General features: G+C 51.0%; 22 protein-coding genes. 21 read left to right on the forward strand and 1 reads right to left on the reverse strand.

The genetic code is table 11. The features are described 5' to 3' along the window. Nucleotides 1-75: 75 nt before the first annotated feature. The 10 genes from ymfT to AABJ99_RS05970 all read left to right on the forward strand — a co-directional run bounded on the left by ymfT (nucleotide 76) and on the right by AABJ99_RS05970 (nucleotide 5,563). Nucleotides 76-276 carry a YdaS family helix-turn-helix protein gene (gene ymfT / locus AABJ99_RS05925; protein ID WP_112921654.1) on the forward strand — a complete coding sequence of 67 codons (201 nt, stop codon included), beginning with the start codon at nucleotides 76-78 and terminating at the stop codon, nucleotides 274-276. Nucleotides 277-319: 43 nt separating this feature from the next. Then, nucleotides 320-877, forward strand: a complete 558-nt coding sequence (gene ymfL, locus AABJ99_RS05930; protein ID WP_000515829.1) for a protein YmfL — start codon at nucleotides 320-322, stop codon at nucleotides 875-877. 175 nt (nucleotides 878-1,052) lie between these two features. After that, nucleotides 1,053-1,232 (forward strand): DUF4222 domain-containing protein, encoded by a 180-nt coding sequence (locus tag AABJ99_RS05935; protein WP_001250269.1) that lies wholly within the window; start codon nucleotides 1,053-1,055, stop codon nucleotides 1,230-1,232. Beyond that, nucleotides 1,222-2,163, forward strand: a complete 942-nt coding sequence (locus AABJ99_RS05940; RefSeq protein ID WP_000104942.1) for a helix-turn-helix domain-containing protein — start codon at nucleotides 1,222-1,224, stop codon at nucleotides 2,161-2,163. Before AABJ99_RS05935 ends, AABJ99_RS05940 begins: the two co-directional genes overlap by 11 nt. After that, nucleotides 2,160-2,654, forward strand: a complete 495-nt coding sequence (locus AABJ99_RS05945) for a PerC family transcriptional regulator (RefSeq protein ID WP_001440426.1) — start codon at nucleotides 2,160-2,162, stop codon at nucleotides 2,652-2,654. Before AABJ99_RS05940 ends, AABJ99_RS05945 begins: the two co-directional genes overlap by 4 nt. Then, nucleotides 2,654-2,980, forward strand: coding sequence for a LexA family transcriptional regulator (locus AABJ99_RS05950; protein ID WP_000210156.1), 327 nt, complete (start codon nucleotides 2,654-2,656; stop codon nucleotides 2,978-2,980). The genes AABJ99_RS05945 and AABJ99_RS05950 overlap by 1 nt, the downstream gene beginning before the upstream one ends. Beyond that, nucleotides 2,977-3,366 carry a RusA family crossover junction endodeoxyribonuclease gene (locus AABJ99_RS05955; protein WP_000767111.1) on the forward strand — a complete coding sequence of 130 codons (390 nt, stop codon included), beginning with the start codon at nucleotides 2,977-2,979 and terminating at the stop codon, nucleotides 3,364-3,366. The genes AABJ99_RS05950 and AABJ99_RS05955 overlap by 4 nt, the downstream gene beginning before the upstream one ends. 19 nt (nucleotides 3,367-3,385) lie before the next feature. Further along, entirely contained in the window at nucleotides 3,386-4,183 is a 798-nt protein-coding gene (locus tag AABJ99_RS05960; RefSeq protein ID WP_001061397.1) for a KilA-N domain-containing protein, read from the forward strand. A gap of 7 nt (nucleotides 4,184-4,190) precedes the next feature. Then, nucleotides 4,191-5,180, forward strand: coding sequence for a DUF968 domain-containing protein (locus AABJ99_RS05965; RefSeq protein WP_112921655.1), 990 nt, complete (start codon nucleotides 4,191-4,193; stop codon nucleotides 5,178-5,180). Between the two features lie 17 nt (nucleotides 5,181-5,197). Then, nucleotides 5,198-5,563 carry an antiterminator Q family protein gene (locus tag AABJ99_RS05970; RefSeq protein WP_001204819.1) on the forward strand — a complete coding sequence of 122 codons (366 nt, stop codon included), beginning with the start codon at nucleotides 5,198-5,200 and terminating at the stop codon, nucleotides 5,561-5,563. 84 nt (nucleotides 5,564-5,647) lie between these two features. Here AABJ99_RS05970 and AABJ99_RS05975 read toward each other — a convergent pair whose 3' ends face one another. Continuing rightward, a complete protein-coding gene (locus AABJ99_RS05975; protein WP_001038608.1) occupies nucleotides 5,648-6,094 on the reverse strand; it encodes a hypothetical protein in 447 nt (148 codons plus the stop codon). Nucleotides 6,095-6,364: 270 nt separating this feature from the next. Between AABJ99_RS05975 and AABJ99_RS05980 the strand changes: the two genes are divergently transcribed. From AABJ99_RS05980 to AABJ99_RS06030, 11 genes are all read left to right on the forward strand, one after another. Beyond that, on the forward strand, nucleotides 6,365-6,568 hold the full coding sequence (locus tag AABJ99_RS05980) for a hypothetical protein (RefSeq protein WP_000917724.1): 204 nt from the start codon (nucleotides 6,365-6,367) through the stop codon (nucleotides 6,566-6,568). A gap of 150 nt (nucleotides 6,569-6,718) precedes the next feature. Then, nucleotides 6,719-7,771, forward strand: a complete 1,053-nt coding sequence (locus AABJ99_RS05985) for a site-specific DNA-methyltransferase (protein WP_266107278.1) — start codon at nucleotides 6,719-6,721, stop codon at nucleotides 7,769-7,771. Nucleotides 7,772-7,838: 67 nt separating this feature from the next. Continuing rightward, nucleotides 7,839-8,054: a phage lysis protein EssD gene (gene essD, locus AABJ99_RS05990; protein ID WP_000839596.1), complete on the forward strand. Its 216-nt coding sequence runs from the start codon at nucleotides 7,839-7,841 to the stop codon at nucleotides 8,052-8,054. Then, a complete protein-coding gene (gene rrrD, locus AABJ99_RS05995; protein ID WP_112921657.1) occupies nucleotides 8,054-8,551 on the forward strand; it encodes a lysozyme RrrD in 498 nt (165 codons plus the stop codon). Before essD ends, rrrD begins: the two co-directional genes overlap by 1 nt. Next, a complete protein-coding gene (locus tag AABJ99_RS06000; RefSeq protein ID WP_112921658.1) occupies nucleotides 8,548-9,009 on the forward strand; it encodes a lysis protein in 462 nt (153 codons plus the stop codon). The genes rrrD and AABJ99_RS06000 overlap by 4 nt, the downstream gene beginning before the upstream one ends. Nucleotides 9,010-9,041: 32 nt before the next feature. Beyond that, the gene (locus AABJ99_RS06005) at nucleotides 9,042-9,281 is read left to right on the forward strand and encodes a hypothetical protein (protein WP_112921659.1); all 240 of its coding nucleotides are present in this window, start codon (nucleotides 9,042-9,044) and stop codon (nucleotides 9,279-9,281) included. A 679-nt stretch (nucleotides 9,282-9,960) separates the two neighbouring features. After that, nucleotides 9,961-10,455, forward strand: a complete 495-nt coding sequence (locus AABJ99_RS06010) for a DUF1441 family protein (RefSeq protein ID WP_000373425.1) — start codon at nucleotides 9,961-9,963, stop codon at nucleotides 10,453-10,455. Continuing rightward, nucleotides 10,455-12,557: a phage terminase large subunit family protein gene (locus AABJ99_RS06015; RefSeq protein WP_000934130.1), complete on the forward strand. Its 2,103-nt coding sequence runs from the start codon at nucleotides 10,455-10,457 to the stop codon at nucleotides 12,555-12,557. The genes AABJ99_RS06010 and AABJ99_RS06015 overlap by 1 nt, the downstream gene beginning before the upstream one ends. After that, the gene (locus AABJ99_RS06020; protein WP_001072975.1) at nucleotides 12,554-12,766 is read left to right on the forward strand and encodes a hypothetical protein; all 213 of its coding nucleotides are present in this window, start codon (nucleotides 12,554-12,556) and stop codon (nucleotides 12,764-12,766) included. The genes AABJ99_RS06015 and AABJ99_RS06020 overlap by 4 nt, the downstream gene beginning before the upstream one ends. Next, nucleotides 12,766-14,274, forward strand: coding sequence for a phage portal protein (locus AABJ99_RS06025; protein ID WP_000985953.1), 1,509 nt, complete (start codon nucleotides 12,766-12,768; stop codon nucleotides 14,272-14,274). Before AABJ99_RS06020 ends, AABJ99_RS06025 begins: the two co-directional genes overlap by 1 nt. Continuing rightward, nucleotides 14,219-16,246 (forward strand): ClpP-like prohead protease/major capsid protein fusion protein, encoded by a 2,028-nt coding sequence (locus AABJ99_RS06030; protein WP_001360054.1) that lies wholly within the window; start codon nucleotides 14,219-14,221, stop codon nucleotides 16,244-16,246. The genes AABJ99_RS06025 and AABJ99_RS06030 overlap by 56 nt, the downstream gene beginning before the upstream one ends. Nucleotides 16,247-16,285: the final 39 nt, after the last annotated feature.

Genomic DNA, 16,285 nt, shown 5'->3' on the forward strand with positions numbered 1-16,285 from the left:
CTTGTACCGTTAAGGTACAAGTATCTTGAAGGTTCATTTCAATCATGTAATATGTACACCGGAGGTACATATTACATGAAAGCGTATTGGGACTCTTTAACCAAAGAACAGCAGGGCGAGTTGGCCGGAAAAGTTGGCTCAACACCTGGCTACTTACGGCTGGTTTTCAATGGCTATAAAAAAGCCAGTTTTATGCTGGCTAAAAAACTTGAGCAATGCACGTCAGGTGCAATTACGAAATCTGACTTAAGACCGGATATCTATCCGAAAGATTAGCAGAACACTTTCAATTTTTAACCACAGAACGATGAGGCTAATCGTGGGTAAGCATCACTGGAAAATAGAAAAACAGCCTGAGTGGTACGTGAAAGCTGTCAGAAAAACTATCGCGGCGTTGCCGGGTGGTTACGCTGAAGCGGCTGACTGGCTCGATGTAACAGAAAACGCTTTATTCAACCGCCTTCGTGCAGATGGCGATCAGATTTTCCCGCTGGGATGGGCAATGGTTTTACAGCGTGCTGGTGGCACTCACTTCATTGCTGATGCTGTGGCGCAGTCTGCAAATGGCGTCTTTGTGTCTCTTCCTGACGTCGAGGATGTGGACAACGCCGATATTAACCAGCGTCTGCTGGAAGTCATTGAACAGATCGGCAGTTATTCAAAACAGATTCGTTCAGCAATCGAAGACGGTGTAGTGGAACCGCATGAGAAGACAGCAATTAACGACGAGCTGTATCTCTCAATTTCGAAGCTGCAGGAGCATGCAGCACTTGTCTACAAAATTTTTTGCATTTCAGAAAGTAATGACGCCCGCGAGTGTGCAGCTCCGGGCGTCGTGGCGTCGATTGCTTCTGGTTGTGGAGAAACTAACGCATGAACAGTTTAACAACACACTACCGTCGCTCGCAACTGATTGCGCTTCCTGTACCGGGTGGAAAAGCGAAGGTGGAATATTGCTATGCAGTGAATGTACCAGGTGACAGGGAAATTGTAACCCACAGCTTTGCAGAGTGGGCTGTGGGTGATTTCAACCGGCAGAAGGAGACAGTCCTTTGCGACAAGTTAACCGCTGGTTCAAAGATCACTACGGAGTGCCCGTCAGAGTCATTCGTTGGGAGCCGGAAACACAACGGGTTATCTACCTCCGCGAAGGTTATGAGCACGAATGCTTCAGTCCGCTCGAACAGTTTCGTCGTAAATTCAGGGAAATAGAGGTCGGTCATGAGCACTAAATTAACCGGCTATGTATGGGATGGTTGCGCTGCATCAGGCATGAAGTTATCCAGCGTGGCAATTATGGCCCGCCTGGCTGATTTCAGTAATGACGAAGGTGTGTGCTGGCCATCAATTGAAACCATTGCCCGTCAGATTGGCGCGGGGATGAGTACCGTCAGAACGGCTATCGCACGGCTGGAAGCAGAAGGCTGGTTAACGCGTAAGGCGCGTCGCCAGGGTAACCGCAATGCGTCGAATGTTTATCAGCTTAACGTTGCGAAGCTTCAGGCAGCGGCATTTTCTCAACTGTCAGATTCTGACCCGTCAAAATCTGACGCATCAAAATCTGACCCGTCAAAATTTGATGCGTCGAAATCTGGCAAAAAAGCGGGTTTTCACCCGTCAGAATCTGGCGGGGATCCGTCAGTAAAATCAAAACATGATCCGTCAGATAAAAAACCTTCTCGTCCGGACGCTTCGCAACCGGACACGCAGACGGCTGAACAGGATTTTTTAACTCGCCATCCTGATGCGGTTGTATTCAGCCCTAAAAAGCGCCAGTGGGGGACGCAGGATGATTTGACCTGCGCACAGTGGCTCTGGAAAAAAATCATCGCCCTGTACGAGCAGGCTGCCGAATGTGACGGCGAGGTGGTTCGTCCCAAAGAACCGAACTGGACAGCCTGGGCAAACGAAATTCGCCTGATGTGTGTACAGGATGGGCGTACTCACAAACAAATCTGCGAGATGTACAGCCGCGTCAGCCGCGATCCGTTCTGGTGCCGTAACGTGCTCAGCCCGTCGAAGCTGCGGGAAAAATGGGATGAGCTTTCCCTGCGCTTATCGCCGTCCGTCAGCACGTACACCGAAAAACGCGAGGACCCGTACTTCAAAGCCAGTTACGACAACGTGGACTACAGCCAGATCCCGGCAGGATTCAGAGGGTGATCATGAGTCTGTTAAATGACGTTCAGAAATTCATTGAAGCCCATCCGGGGTGTACTTCCGGAGACATTGCGGATGCTTTTGCAGGTTACTCACGGCAGCGCGTTCTGCAGTCTGCAAGCAAGTTACGTCAGAGTGGGCGTGTGGCTCACCGTTGTGAAGGAGATACACGCAGACATTTCCCGCGCCTGACTGAAAGAGCGCAGGAACCGGAACCACAACCAGTTCGAGAAACCAGACCTGTGCGCAATTTCTATGTCGGCACTAACGATCCACGGGTGATTTTGTGCCTGACCCGCCAGGCTGAAGAACTGGAGTCCAGGGGCTTATACCGTCGTGCTGCAACCGTGTGGATGGCGGCATTCCGTGAAAGCCACTCCCAGCCAGAACGAAACAATTTTCTGGCGCGTCGTGAGCTGTGTTTACGGAAAAGCAGCAAGCGCGCTGTATCGAGTGATGAGTGGTATCTGTCAGGGAATTACGTGGGGGCGTAATGACGACGTTAACTCAATGCCAGCAGCAGGTGCTGGATATGCTGATTTCTTATCAGAAAGAGCGTGGCTTTCCGCCAACCAATCAGGAGGTGGCAACCATGCTGGGATACCGTTCAGTGAATGCAGCGGTAGAGCATCTTCGCGCACTGGAGAAAAAAGGCGTCATCACGATAAAGCGTGGCGTGGCCCGGGGGATAACGCTTCATACCGCGGTGAAGGACGACGACAGCGAGGCGGTCGGGATTATCCGCGCACTGCTTGCCGGTGAGGAAAACGCAAGGCTGCGTGCAACCCACTGGTTACATGAGAGGGGCCTGAAAGTATGAAGCTGATCCTGCCTTTTCCGCCCAGCGTGAACACGTACTGGCGACACCCCAACAAAGGGGCGTTTGCTGGTAAGAGCCTGATAAGCGCGGCGGGGCGAAAATTCCAGAGCGCAGCGTGCGCAGCAATAGTTGAGCAGTTACGTCGTCTGCCGAAACCAACGTCGGCACCTGCTTCAGTGGAGATCGTGTTGTTTCCTCCGGATAACCGGATCCGCGATCTGGACAACTATAACAAGGCGCTGTTTGACGCCCTGACCCACGCGGGTGTGTGGGAAGACGACAGCCAAGTGAAAAGAATGTTGGTGGAGTGGGGACCGGTTATCCCGGAAGGGAAGGTCGAGATCACTATCAGTAAGTACGAGAAACCGGCGGGTGCAGCCGCCTGATTAAGAGGAGAAACGAAGTATGAATAATCTGATGGTCATTGATGGTATTGAAGTTCGTCGTGATGCTTATGGGCGTTACAGCCTGAACGATCTGCACAGGGCTGCCGGTTCTCTGGATAAGCATAAGCCTGCATTCTGGCTCCGCAATGAGCAAACTGAACGTTTAATAAGCGAGTTGCAGATTTGCAACTCGGTCAATATAGAGCCAGTTAACGTTATTCGTGGCGGAAATAACCAGGGGACGTATGTCTGCAAAGAACTGGTGTATGCCTATGCAATGTGGATCAGCCCGTCATTCCATCTGAAGGTGATCCGTACTTTCGATATGGTAACCAGCGCACCGGAAAAATTATCCGGACAGGCTGCTGACAAGATGCAGGCTGGCGTGATCCTGCTGGACTTTATGCGCCGGGAGTTAAACCTGTCTAACTCTTCAGTGCTTGGTGCCTGTCAGAAACTCCAGGAGGCTGTTGGCTTACCGAATCTGGCACCGCGCTATGCCATTGATGCTCCTGCTGATGCACACGATGGCTCAAGTCGCCCGACACTGTCACTGAGTGCACTGCTGAAACAGTATGGTATACGCCTGACGGCTAATCAGGCATATCACCAGATGGTGAAACTGGGGATCGTCGAGCAGCGCGAACGATACAGCCGTACCGCGATTAACAACATCAAAAAATTCTGGTCGCTGACAGCGAAAGGTTGCATGTTCGGCAAGAACATCACCAGTCCCGCAAATCCGCGCGAGACGCAGCCGCATTTCTTCGAATCCCGATTCCCTGAGCTGTTAAAGCTGCTCGATACCGTTCATTGAGGTGACCGTGAGAGCACTACTGACTCCTGAAATTGCCCCGCGTATGGGGATCGTATTGTTCAGGCCAGGTTCAGAGCTGATGCCCCTGTTTATGCAGGGGCGTGTACTGCTGGAGCCTGAGCCGGAGCGTTATTCATCTTTCGCCAGTGGTGCCGTTCCGGCGGCATCACAACCGCTGGCGGATGATCCTGCCGTTCGGGCCGTGTTCCGCAATGAGGCAGTGATCCGTCGTGCTGGTGGCGTGGAATGTCTTGAAAGCTGGTTACTTCGTGAAAAAGGCTGCCAGTGGCCTCATTCCGACTGGCACAGCGAGAACATGACCACAATGCGACACGCTCCGGGTGCAATCCGTCTGTGCTGGCACTGCGATAACCAGCTGCGCGATCAGTTCACGGAACGGCTGGAATCAATGGCAACGGATAACTGTGCCCGCTGGGTGTTGTCTGTTGTGCGTCGGGATCTCGGTTTTGATGACAGTCACGTTGTGACAATGCCGGAACTGTGCTGGTGGCTGATTCGTAATGATCTGGCGGATGCCTTACCGGAAAGTGCAGCCCGTAAGGCACTGAGATTACCGAAGCCTGTTGTGCCGTCTGTTACCCGGGAAAGTGACCTTGTGCCTTCGGTTCCTGCCACCAGCATCATCCAGGATAAGGCGAAAAAGGTGCTGGCGCTGAAAGTGGATCCGGAGTCGCCGAAGTCTTTTATGTTACGCCCAAAACGTCGCCGCTGGGTTAATGAAAAGTACACGCGCTGGGTTAAGACACAGCCGTGTGCATGTTGTGGAAAGCCCGCTGATGATCCCCACCACCTGATAGGTCACGGTCAGGGTGGAATGGGAACAAAAGCGCATGACCTTTTTGTGTTGCCTTTGTGCAGAAAGCATCACGACGAGCTGCATGCGGATACCGTGGCATTTGAAGAGAAGTATGGCTCCCAGCTGGAGCTGATATTTCGTTTTATCGATCGTGCGCTGGCAATTGGCGTGCTGGCCTGATTTTGTGGAGAAAGTTGATGCGTGATATTCAAATGGTTCTTGAACGTTGGGGGGCATGGGTGGCAAATAATCACGAGGATGTCACTTGGTCGTCTATTGCTGCAGGATTTAAAGGACTAATCCCTTCAAAAGTAAAATCCCGCCCGCAATGTTGTGACGATGACGCGATGATCATTTGTGGGTGCATGGCTCGCCTGAAAAAGAACAACAGCGATTTGCACGATTTATTAGTGGATTATTATGTAGGTGGTATGACGTTTATGGCGCTTGCCCGTAAACATGGGCGTTCTGATTGCTGGGTTGGGCGTTTATTGCAAAAGGCTGAAGGTGTAGTTGATGGCATGTTAATGATGTTAGAAATTGAGCTAGAGATGGATCGTTAGAAGACCTCTTATTGAGGGGGTAATTGAATCAGTTTAATGTGTGGGGAGTCGATTTATTCTCCCCATTTTATTTAATTAATTTACTTAAGGTTTTAATTCATCAAGACGTTGTTGGATAGTGTTTTTGCTTGCGTTGTCTGTTATAGCCATTTGTTGTACTTGCCCCATTGCCATTTGAGTTTCCATCCACATATCGGCCCACACTTTTGTATCGTTATTAACTTGAGCGATAGTAAATCTGACTTTTGATACCGGGGTTGTTGAATAGGCATTGCCGATTAACATTTGTCCAAAAACAGCAGACCCGCCTTCCAGTTCTTTACCACATATAACACTGCTGTTATCAGCGTTGTAAATTATCAACCCTCTACTATTGCAGTAATTCACAAGGGCATCTTTGACTTTATCTTTTGTCGTATTTTGATAAACCCCCTCAGGTTTTCCTGATTGAGTTTTCTTTATCAATGGTACGGAAGAAGTACAACCTGAAATGATAGTTGCGCTAAGTAATAGTACAGTCATTTTATTCATGTTTCTTATCCATTGTTAAGGGCATACCTACACAATTATTTTTATTGGAGATGAATAATCAACCGTTTACAATCGTAAAAAATCAAATATGCTGTTAAGAGTGGTTACTTCGCCACACAACTTAAACCCGCCGCTGAGCGGTTTTTTTGTACCTGTAAACCTGGTGCAGTACAGTAAACACGCTGGTGGTCGTGAATACTGACTTTTTATCTTGCTGGCTTTTTAGACAAGAGTTATTGGTATGTCATGTTAACCAGAAGGGAAAAAGACATGCTAAAACAGCAAGATATGACAGAAACCGCCGCCGCAGTCCTTCATTTCTTACCTGCTGACAAGTGGGTAACGCCACGCATGATGACGAGAACTACCGGAGTAAGTGAAGCCCGGTGCCAGTTAATACTGACTCAGTTAGTTCTGGCGGGTCTGGCGAAGGATAACGGCGGGTACGGGAATAAATTCAGACGCTGCCAGTAATGGCGGTTTCCTGCTGTGAAAATGGGCGGCTGGTGGGTGTTGGTAGCACCTGCCAGCCATTCGCTCATGCTTACTGGTCACAAGCGAACCACGGCCCACTGCTTTAGCGCAAAAGCAGAGTGAGCCTACCAGAGTTACGCTTACTGATCCATGAAAAATACTGTAAAAATAAACAGTGTTGATTTAATCAACGCTGATTGCCTGCATTTTATTCAGTCCCTGCCTGATGATTCCATTGACCTGATTGTTACCGATCCGCCGTACTTCAAGGTGAAACCCAACGGCTGGGACAATCAGTGGAAAGGGGACGAAGATTACCTTAAGTGGCTGGACCGCTGTCTGGCCCAGTTCTGGCGGGTGTTAAAACCTGCCGGAAGCCTTTACCTGTTCTGTGGGCATCGCCTGGCATCTGATATTGAGATCATGATGCGTGAACGTTTCAACGTGCTTAACCATATCATCTGGGCGAAGCCGTCCGGACGTTGGAATGGGTGTAATAAAGAAAGTCTGCGCGGATATTTTCCTGCCACAGAGCGCGTTCTGTTTGCTGAACATTACCAGGGGCCATATCGCGGCAAAAGTGACGGCTATGCGGCAAAAGAAAGGGAACTCAAACAGCACATAATGGCACCGCTGATATCGTATTTCAGGGATGCTCGTGCCGAACTGGGTATAACGGCAAAACAAATTGCCGAAGCCACAGGTAAGAAAAATATGGTTTCCCACTGGTTTGGTGCCAGTCAGTGGCAGTTGCCGAATGAGGCAGACTACCGGAAGTTACAGGCACTGTTTTCCCGTATAGCGGCAGAGAAGTTTCAGGAACAACAACTGGAACAACCACACCACCAGCTGGTGGCATCTTATGATTCACTGAATCGCAAATATTCTGAATTGCTGGATGAGTTTAAATCTCTCCGGCGCTATTTCTCCGTATCAGTCTCCGTGCCTTATACCGATGTCTGGATGCATAAACCCGTTCAGTTCTACCCGGGTAAACATCCGTGTGAGAAACCGGCGGATATGCTCAGGCAAATAATCAATGCCAGTAGTCGACCTGGTGATCTGGTTGCTGATTTTTTTATGGGATCCGGTTCCACAATAAAAGCAGCAATGGCGCTGGGGCGTCGGGCCTTAGGTGTTGAGCTTGAGTCAGAGCGGTTTAACCAGACAGTGAAAGAGATAAACGAGCTGGTGGGGAAATAATCTGGTGGCCACGTCAGGTGGCCTTTTTATTTCCATTACACAGCACCCGCATCTGCGAGGTGGGGTTATGAAATCCATGGATAAGTTAACAACGGGTGTCGCCTATGGCACCTCAGCAGGTAGTGCCGGGTACTGGTTTTTACAGTTGCTCGATAAAGTCACGCCCTCACAGTGGGCGGCAATAGGTGTGCTGGGTAGTCTGGTATTTGGCTTGCTGACGTATCTGACAAACCTTTATTTCAAGATTAAAGAAGATAAGCGTAAGGCTGCGAGAGGTGAATAATGTCGCCATCATTACGCAAGGCTGTTGCTGCTGCTATTGGTGGTGGGGCTGTTGCCATAGCGTCTGTGCTCATCACTGGTCCGAGTGGTGACGATGGCCTTGAAGGTGTCAGCTACATACCATACAAAGATATCGTTGGCGTATGGACTGTATGTCACGGACACACCGGAAAAGACATCATGCTCGGTAAAACGTATACCGAAGCAGAATGCAAAGCCCTCCTGAATAAAGACCTTGCCACGGTCGCCAGACAAATTAACCCGTACATCAAAGTCGATATACCGGAAACAACGCGCGGCGCTCTTTACTCGTTCGTTTACAACGTGGGCGCTGGTAATTTCAGAACATCGACGCTTCTTCGCAAAATAAACCAGGGCGATATCAAAGGCGCATGTGATCAGCTACGGCGCTGGACATACGCTGGCGGTAAGCAATGGAAAGGGCTGATGACTCGCCGTGAGATTGAGCGTGAAGTCTGTTTGTGGGGGCAGAAATGAGCAGATTAACCGCGATTATCTCCGCTCTGGTTATCTGCATCATCGTCTGCCTGTCATGGGCTGCTAATTATTACCGTGATAACGCCATGACTTACAAAGAGCAGCGCGACAAAAACACCAGAGAACTGAAACTGGCGAACGCCACCATCAAAGACATGCAGATCCGCCAGCGTGATGTAGCGGCTCTGGATGCCAAATACACGAAGGACTTAGCTGATGCTAAAAAGCAGCTTGATGATTTGCAGCGTTGTGTTCGCACTGGCAAGTGTGGGCTGCACTTCAACGCCAGATGTCCCGCGAATGGAGCGACCAGCACCGGCAGCTTGGGCGATGTTACCAGCCCCCGACTTAATGACTCCGCTGAACGGGATTATTTCACCCTTAGAGAGCGAATCGTCACAGTGACTAAACAGATTAGTTATCTGCAGAACTATATCGTCACCCAGTGCATTATGTAGTATGTTGAGCTTTCTCACTAAAGGATGAAGAAATGAATATATTAGATGATTTTGAAAAACATGCTGAAATCCATGGGTATCTCGAGGTATTGAAAATGGGAGCGATGCACTTAGGTGCAGACTTCAAAATTTCAGAGGCATTCTCACATGATAATGTGCTACCTCAATTGCAAGCATTCTATAAAAAAAAATATATAGAGAAAGAAGCACTTGAAGCGATAAACTGGTGGTCGTCACTGTCGCCGGAGTTACGAAACAAATTCGACAGTTAGTATTTAAGTTTTTGATCTAACATACGTCACACTTGAAATACCGCCTCCGGGCGGTTTTTTTATTGCTATTACAAAGCCCATTCCATGTCGAGTGTCTTTGACAATGGCTTATACCCTACGCAGGATAACTTAACTGATATCCCTTTTAACGGATAAAGGTATTCAAGCCTGACACATCATGCGCTGTATCGTCGCTGTATTCCCGCATTAACCATGACCGTAGCCCGACGGGGAACTCCTTCTGCGCGAGCGTGCGGGAATAATCAAAAACGATGCACACCGGGTTTTTACCGCGCTAATGATTCGCGGGTTTGTCCCTCATGCTCGCCAGTCCTGTGCGGGGGTGGAAGAAACAGGACACTCACACAGATTCTTGTGGGCACGATGCTATGCCTTTTTTGATTATCCCGATGCCATTCATGCAAGGCTCTGTATCAGACGTTCGTCAGAGCTGTCTGGCTGACGGGTCCTCCCGGTGGGGGGGGCTGCCACGGGGCGGGAGCGTCGCGGAAAAAGGCTAGTTTTTGAAATTTCATTCGTCATCACCACAACTATAACAAATTGATATTACAGATATTTTATTTTTATAGTGTCGATTTTGATTGTTTTTTGTTCATCGCTAACACCGTTTATCTAAAGTTGTTCGCAAGATGCATGTTTAAAACATTCTGGAGCGGGTATGGATCGAGAGTTAAAAAATCTGACGCTGAATATCAGTCAACTGGCGGCACTGTCAGGTGTACATCGCCAGACTGCTGCGGCAAGGCTGCAAAATCTACCCGTTGCAGGGGGGCATGAAAGCAACCTCAAGCTTTATCGGGTGGTTGATATTGTGTCGGCATTTCTGGCATTACCACCGCCGGTTGCAGAAGGCGAAATGGACGCGCATGAGCGCAAAGCCTGGTATCAGTCTGAACGTGAGCGTCTTAAGTTCGAACAGGAAACCGCACAACTCATTCCGGCCAGTGATGTCAGACGGGAGTTTGCCATCTGGGCAAAAGCGGTCGTGCAGGTGCTGGAGACATTACCGGATATTCTGGAACGTGACTGCGGTCTGCAGCCTGCCGCTGTGAGCCGTGTTCAGTCCATTATTGATGATCTGCGTGATCAGATAGCCCTGCGGGTGACCGAAGCAGGTGCGGATGATGAGGAGGAATTACAGCAGGAGGAGTAATGCTGAATCAGGAAACCGCAAAGGCAGCACGAACCGATTCAGGTTATATCCTTCGCGCACCGAGACGAATGCGGGTTGCTGATGCCGTTGCTCAGTATATGCGGGTGCCCATGGGGGCCGGGAACTCAGTCCCGTGGGATCCGCTGGTGGCACCGTATGTTATTGAGCCGATGAACTGCCTGGCCTCGCGTGAATACGACGCAGTGATATTTGTTGGTCCGGCACGAACCGGCAAGACTATCGGCCTGATTGACGGCTGGGTGATTTACAACGTGATTTGCGATCCTGCGGATATGCTGATCATTCAGATGACGGAGGAAAAAGCCCGCGAACACTCCAAAAAACGACTTGCCAGAACGTTTCGCGTCAGCCCGGAAGTGGTCAGTCGCCTGAGTCCGAACAAAAATGACAACAACGTTTATGACAGAACATTCCTTGCTGGCAACTACCTGAAAATCGGCTGGCCGTCAGTAAATATCATGTCCTCATCAGATTATAAATGCGTCGCGCTGACGGATTATGACCGTTTTCCGGAAGATATTGATGGCGAGGGGGATGCCTTCTCTCTTGCCTCAAAACGTACCACCACATTTATGTCCAGTGGTATGACGCTGGTGGAGAGTTCCCCCGGCAGGGATGTGAAGGATGTGAAATGGCGACGGACTTCACCGCATGAGGCTCCGCCAACCACGGGGATACTGTCGCTCTATAACCGTGGCGATCGCCGTCGCTGGTACTGGCCCTGTCCACACTGTGGTGAGTATTTTCAGCCCTGCGGCGATGTGGTTGCTGGTTTCCGTGATATTGCCGATCCCGTGCTGGCAAGTGAGGCGGCTTATATTCAGTGTCCTTCCTGTTCAGGACGGATTATGCCTGAACAAAAACGTGAGCTGAACGGACGTGGGGTCTGGTTGCGGGATGGGGAATCCATCAATGCGGATGGCAGTCGTTATGGTGATCCCCGACGCTCACGTATTGCGTCATTTTGGATGGAGGGGCCGGCAGCTGCTTACCAGACACTCTCGCAACTCGTTTACAAACTGCTTACTGCAGAACAGGAATACGAGACAACCGGAAGTGAAGAAACACTCAAGACGGTTATCAATACCGACTGGGGATTACCTTATCTTCCCCGCGCCAGCATGGAGCAACGAAAAAGTGAACTACTTGAGCAGCGGGCAGAGCCAGTTCCTTCCCGCAGTGTGCCGGATGGCGTTAATTTCCTTGTGGCGACAGTGGATGTGCAGGCGGGACGTCATCGCCGTTTTGTGGTTCAGGTAACGGGCTATGGCAGCCGTGGCGAACGCTGGATTATTGATCGTTACAACATCACGCAGTCATTGCGCGGTGACAGCGACGGGGAGAGCCAGCGAATTGATCCGGCCAGCTATCCGGAAGACTGGGATGTCCTGCTGACGGATGTTTTTCATAAAAGCTGGCCGCTGGCCTCCGATCCTTCTCAACAAATGCGACTGATGGCAATGGCGGTGGACTCCGGCGGTGAAGACGGGGTCACTGATAATGCCTATAAATTCTGGCGTCGTTGCCGTCGTGATGGCCTTGGTAAACGTATTTACCTGTTTAAGGGCGACAGCATCCGGCGCGCAAAACTGATCACCCGTACATTCCCTGATAACACCGGACGAACGGGCCGACGGGCGCAGGCCGCAGGTGATGTGCCGCTCTGGCTTCTTCAGACGGATGCCCTGAAAGACCGGGTGAATAACGCGTTATGGCGTGACTCGCCAGGTCCCGGCTATGTGCATTTCCCTGACTGGCTGGGGAGCTGGTTTTACGACGAACTGACGTATGAAGAGCGGAGCAGTGACGGGAAATGGAGTAAGCCGGGTCGCGGTGCCAACGAAGCTTTTGACCTGATGGTGTATGCCGAGGCTCTGGTCATTCTGCATGGATACGAAAAGATCCGCTGGCCGGATGCACCGGAGTGGGCGAGCCGGGAAACCTGGCTGGAGTGTGTCCCGGACAGTACCGAACCGTCACCCTCACCGGAACCGGTATCCACGCCTGTTAAAAAACAAAAACGGAAGAAAACAGTAACTGACGATGTTAACCCCTGGCTGACTTCCGGAGGATGGTTATGAATCAGAATGATATCGAAGCCATGATTCAGCGTTATACGGAAGCTGAAATGGCGGTGCTGGACGGAAAATCCGTCACCTTTAATGGTCAGCAGATGACCATGGAAAACTTATCTGAGATCCGGCAGGGACGGCAGGAGTGGGAGCGCCGCCTTGCGGCTCTGATTACACGACGACGGGGGCATCCCGGGTACCGGCTGGCGAGGTTCTGATGGCAATTCTTGATGATGTGATTGGCGTTTTTTCACCAGGATGGAAAGCGGCAAGGCTGCGTTCCCGTGCGGTGATCCAGGCTTATGAGGCCGTAAAAACGACGCGGACACACAAAGCCCGGCGGGAAAACCGAACTGCCGACCAGTTAAGCCAGTACGGGGCCGTGTCGTTACGTGAGCAGGCCCGTTACCTTGATAACAACCACGATCTGGTTATTGGTGTATTTGACAAGCTGGAAGAACGGGTGGTGGGGAAAAACGGGATTATTGTCGAGCCACATCCGGTATTACGCAATGGGGCCATTGCCCGTGATCTGGCAGCGGAGATACGCACCCGATGGAGTGAATGGTCTGTCAGTCCGGAAGTCACCGGGCAGTTTACCCGTCCGATGCTGGAACGTCTGATGCTGCGTACCTGGCTGCGCGATGGTGAGGTGTTTGCCCAGATGGTTTCCGGGCGCATAAACAGCCTGACGCCTTCTGCCGGTGTTCATTTCTGGCTGGAGGCGCTCGAGCCGGACTTTATTCCCATGACCAGTGATGAGAGCAACAGGCTGAATCAGGGCGTGTTTGTTGATGACTGGGGGCGTCCCGAAAAATATCTGGTGTATAAAAGCCGTCCCGTATCCGGGCGGCAGATGGAAACCAAAGAAGTGGATGCAGAGCGAATGCTGCATCTTAAATTTGTTCGCCGTCTGCACCAGATGCGCGGGACGTCTTTGTTGTCCGGTGTGCTGATCCGCCTCAGTGCCCTGAAAGAGTATGAAGATTCTGAGCTGACTGCAGCAAGGATCGCCGCTGCTCTGGGGATGTACATCCGGAAAGGCGACGGGCAGAGCTATGAACCGGATGGTAATGGCAGCAAGGAGAATGAACGCGAGCTTACCATTCAGCCAGGCATTATTTACGACGATCTGAAACCCGGCGAAGAAATCGGAATGGTGAAGTCGGATCGTCCCAATCCTAACCTTGAAACTTTTCGTAATGGTCAGTTGCGTGCCGTGGCGGCGGGCAGTCGTCTGAGTTTTTCCAGTACGGCACGCAACTATAACGGCACTTACAGCGCCCAGCGTCAGGAACTGGTTGAGTCTACTGATGGCTACCTGATCCTGCAGGACTGGTTTATTGGTGCCGTCACCCGCCCGATGTATCGTGCCTGGCTGAAACAGGCTGTGGCATCCGGTGTTATCAGGCTACCCCGCGATCTTGACCGTTCTTCACTGTATACCGCGGTGTATTCCGGACCGGTGATGCCGTGGATTGACCCTGTTAAGGAGGCTGAGGCCTGGAAAATCCAGATTCGTGGTGGAGCGGCGACAGAATCAGACTGGGTACGTGCAGGTGGTCGTAATCCGGATGATGTCAAACGTCGGCGCAAGGCCGAAATTGATGAAAACCGCAAGCTGGATCTGGTATTTGATACCGATCCAGCCAGTGATAAAGGAGGCAGCAGTGCCGCAACGAAACGACAGGAGCCGCAGCACACCGACGACCAGTCCGAAGAATAATTCCTGGTTCAGGATGCAGGCTGGTCACCAGAGTGACGCGGATATTTATATTTATGACGAGATTGGTTTCTGGGGTGTTACAGCGAAGCAGTTTATCAGTGATCTGAATGCACTGGGCGATATCACCCACATTAATCTCCATATTAATTCACCGGGTGGCGATGTCTTTGAAGGCATCGCCATTTTTAATGCGCTGAAAACACATGGTGCGTCCATTACCGTTTATGTCGACGGTGTGGCGGCGTCAATGGCGTCGGTCATTGCGATGGTGGGAAACCCGGTCATTATGCCGGAAAACACCTTCATGATGATTCATAAACCATTTGGCTTTACGGGCGGTGATGCGGAGGACATGCGCACCTATGCCGACCTGCTCGATAAAGTTGAGGCGGTTCTGTTACCCGCTTATGCACAGAAAACCGGGAAAACCACCGATGAAATTGCTGCCATGCTGGCGGATGAGACCTGGATGTCCGGTGCCGAATGTCTGGCACATGGATTTGCTGATCAGGTAACGCCAGCCGTTAAGGCAATGGCATGTATTCAGTCAAAACGTACAGAGGAATTTAAAAAGATGCCGGAATCCATTCGAAACATGATTACTCCGCCACGCAACAGTGCTCCACGCGTACAGGATGATGAACCTGCAGCCTCCCGGACGCCAGTGCAGGCAGCAGCACCCGTGGTGGATGAAAACAGTATCCGTGCGCAGGTACTGGCAGAGCAAAAAGCGCGTGTAAACGGTATTAATGATCTGTTTGCCATGTTTGGCGGGCGTTATCAGACGCTGCAGGCTCAGTGTCTTGCCGATCCTGAATGTTCGCTGGAGCAGGCCCGCGAAAAGCTGTTGAACGAGATGGGGCGCGAGTCCACGCCATCCAATAAAAATACCCCGGCTCATATTTATGCCGGTAACGGTAATTTTGTGGGGGACGGGATCCGCCAGGCGCTGATGGCGCGTGCCGGATTTGAAAAAACCGAACGTGATAATGTCTACAACGGGATGACCCTGCGTGAATATGCCCGTATGTCACTGACTGAACGGGGTATTGGGGTTTCCAGTTATAACCCGATGCAGATGGTCGGTGCGGCGTTCACACACAGTACGTCTGACTTCGGTAATATTCTGCTGGATGTTGCGAACAAAGCCATTCTGCAGGGCTGGGAAGATGCCCCTGAAACCTATGAACAGTGGACGCGGAAAGGTCAGTTGTCTGATTTTAAAATTGCCCATCGTGTGGGTATGGGGGGCTTCAGTGCTCTGCGTCAGGTGCGTGAAGGGGCGGAATATAAATACGTCACCACCGGAGATAAACAGGCCACTATTGCACTGGCGACCTATGGCGAGCTGTTCAGTATCACCCGTCAGGCCATTATCAATGATGATCTGAATATGCTGACCGATGTCCCGATGAAACTGGGCCGTGCGGCGAAATCCACTATTGCCGATCTGGTTTATGCCATTCTGACGTCTAACCCGAAAATCTCCACAGATAATGTAAGTCTGTTCGATAAAGCGAAACATGCAAACGTACTGGAGAGCGCTGCAATGGACGTGGCATCGCTGGATAAAGCCCGCCAGTTGATGCGCGTTCAGAAAGAGGGGGAGCGTCATCTGAATATTCGTCCTGCGTTCGTACTGGTACCGACGGCGATGGAGTCTGTTGCTAACCAGGTCATTCGCTCCTCAAGTGTCAAGGGGGCTGACATTAACGCCGGTATTATTAACCCGGTGAAAGATTTTGCGACCGTTATTGCAGAGCCTCGTCTTGATGATAACAGCCAGACCACTTTCTACCTGGCTGCGTCCAAAGGCTCCGATACGATTGAAGTGGCTTATCTCAACGGTGTGGATACGCCATATATTGATCAGATGGAGGGCTTCAGTGTGGATGGCGTGACAACGAAAGTGCGTATTGACGCCGGTGTCGCGCCAGTTGATCACCGCGGTCTGGTGAAATGTACGGCGTAAACGTCGCAGACAACAACTCTGATGGCCCGTAAGGGCTTT

Origin of the sequence: Escherichia coli (assembly GCF_036503815.1) — a bacterium.
In the GTDB taxonomy this organism is placed as follows: Bacteria; Pseudomonadota; Gammaproteobacteria; order Enterobacterales; family Enterobacteriaceae; genus Escherichia; species Escherichia coli_F.

What these genes read in the sequence shown, in the direction of transcription:
- ymfT (WP_112921654.1), top strand. Translation starts at nt 76, where the DNA reads ATGAAAGCGTATTGGGACTCTTTAACCAAAGAACAGCAGGGCGAGTTG.
- AABJ99_RS05940 (WP_000104942.1), top strand. Translation starts at nt 1,222, where the DNA reads ATGAGCACTAAATTAACCGGCTATGTATGGGATGGTTGCGCTGCATCA.
- AABJ99_RS05950 (WP_000210156.1), top strand. Translation starts at nt 2,654, where the DNA reads ATGACGACGTTAACTCAATGCCAGCAGCAGGTGCTGGATATGCTGATT.
- AABJ99_RS05955 (WP_000767111.1), top strand. Translation starts at nt 2,977, where the DNA reads ATGAAGCTGATCCTGCCTTTTCCGCCCAGCGTGAACACGTACTGGCGA.
- AABJ99_RS05960 (WP_001061397.1), top strand. Translation starts at nt 3,386, where the DNA reads ATGAATAATCTGATGGTCATTGATGGTATTGAAGTTCGTCGTGATGCT.
- AABJ99_RS05970 (WP_001204819.1), top strand. Translation starts at nt 5,198, where the DNA reads ATGCGTGATATTCAAATGGTTCTTGAACGTTGGGGGGCATGGGTGGCA.
- AABJ99_RS05975 (WP_001038608.1), bottom strand. Translation starts at nt 6,094, where the DNA reads ATGAATAAAATGACTGTACTATTACTTAGCGCAACTATCATTTCAGGT.
- AABJ99_RS05980 (WP_000917724.1), top strand. Translation starts at nt 6,365, where the DNA reads ATGCTAAAACAGCAAGATATGACAGAAACCGCCGCCGCAGTCCTTCAT.
- AABJ99_RS05985 (WP_266107278.1), top strand. Translation starts at nt 6,719, where the DNA reads ATGAAAAATACTGTAAAAATAAACAGTGTTGATTTAATCAACGCTGAT.
- essD (WP_000839596.1), top strand. Translation starts at nt 7,839, where the DNA reads ATGAAATCCATGGATAAGTTAACAACGGGTGTCGCCTATGGCACCTCA.
- rrrD (WP_112921657.1), top strand. Translation starts at nt 8,054, where the DNA reads ATGTCGCCATCATTACGCAAGGCTGTTGCTGCTGCTATTGGTGGTGGG.
- AABJ99_RS06000 (WP_112921658.1), top strand. Translation starts at nt 8,548, where the DNA reads ATGAGCAGATTAACCGCGATTATCTCCGCTCTGGTTATCTGCATCATC.
- AABJ99_RS06005 (WP_112921659.1), top strand. Translation starts at nt 9,042, where the DNA reads ATGAATATATTAGATGATTTTGAAAAACATGCTGAAATCCATGGGTAT.
- AABJ99_RS06010 (WP_000373425.1), top strand. Translation starts at nt 9,961, where the DNA reads ATGGATCGAGAGTTAAAAAATCTGACGCTGAATATCAGTCAACTGGCG.
- AABJ99_RS06015 (WP_000934130.1), top strand. Translation starts at nt 10,455, where the DNA reads ATGCTGAATCAGGAAACCGCAAAGGCAGCACGAACCGATTCAGGTTAT.
- AABJ99_RS06020 (WP_001072975.1), top strand. Translation starts at nt 12,554, where the DNA reads ATGAATCAGAATGATATCGAAGCCATGATTCAGCGTTATACGGAAGCT.
- AABJ99_RS06025 (WP_000985953.1), top strand. Translation starts at nt 12,766, where the DNA reads ATGGCAATTCTTGATGATGTGATTGGCGTTTTTTCACCAGGATGGAAA.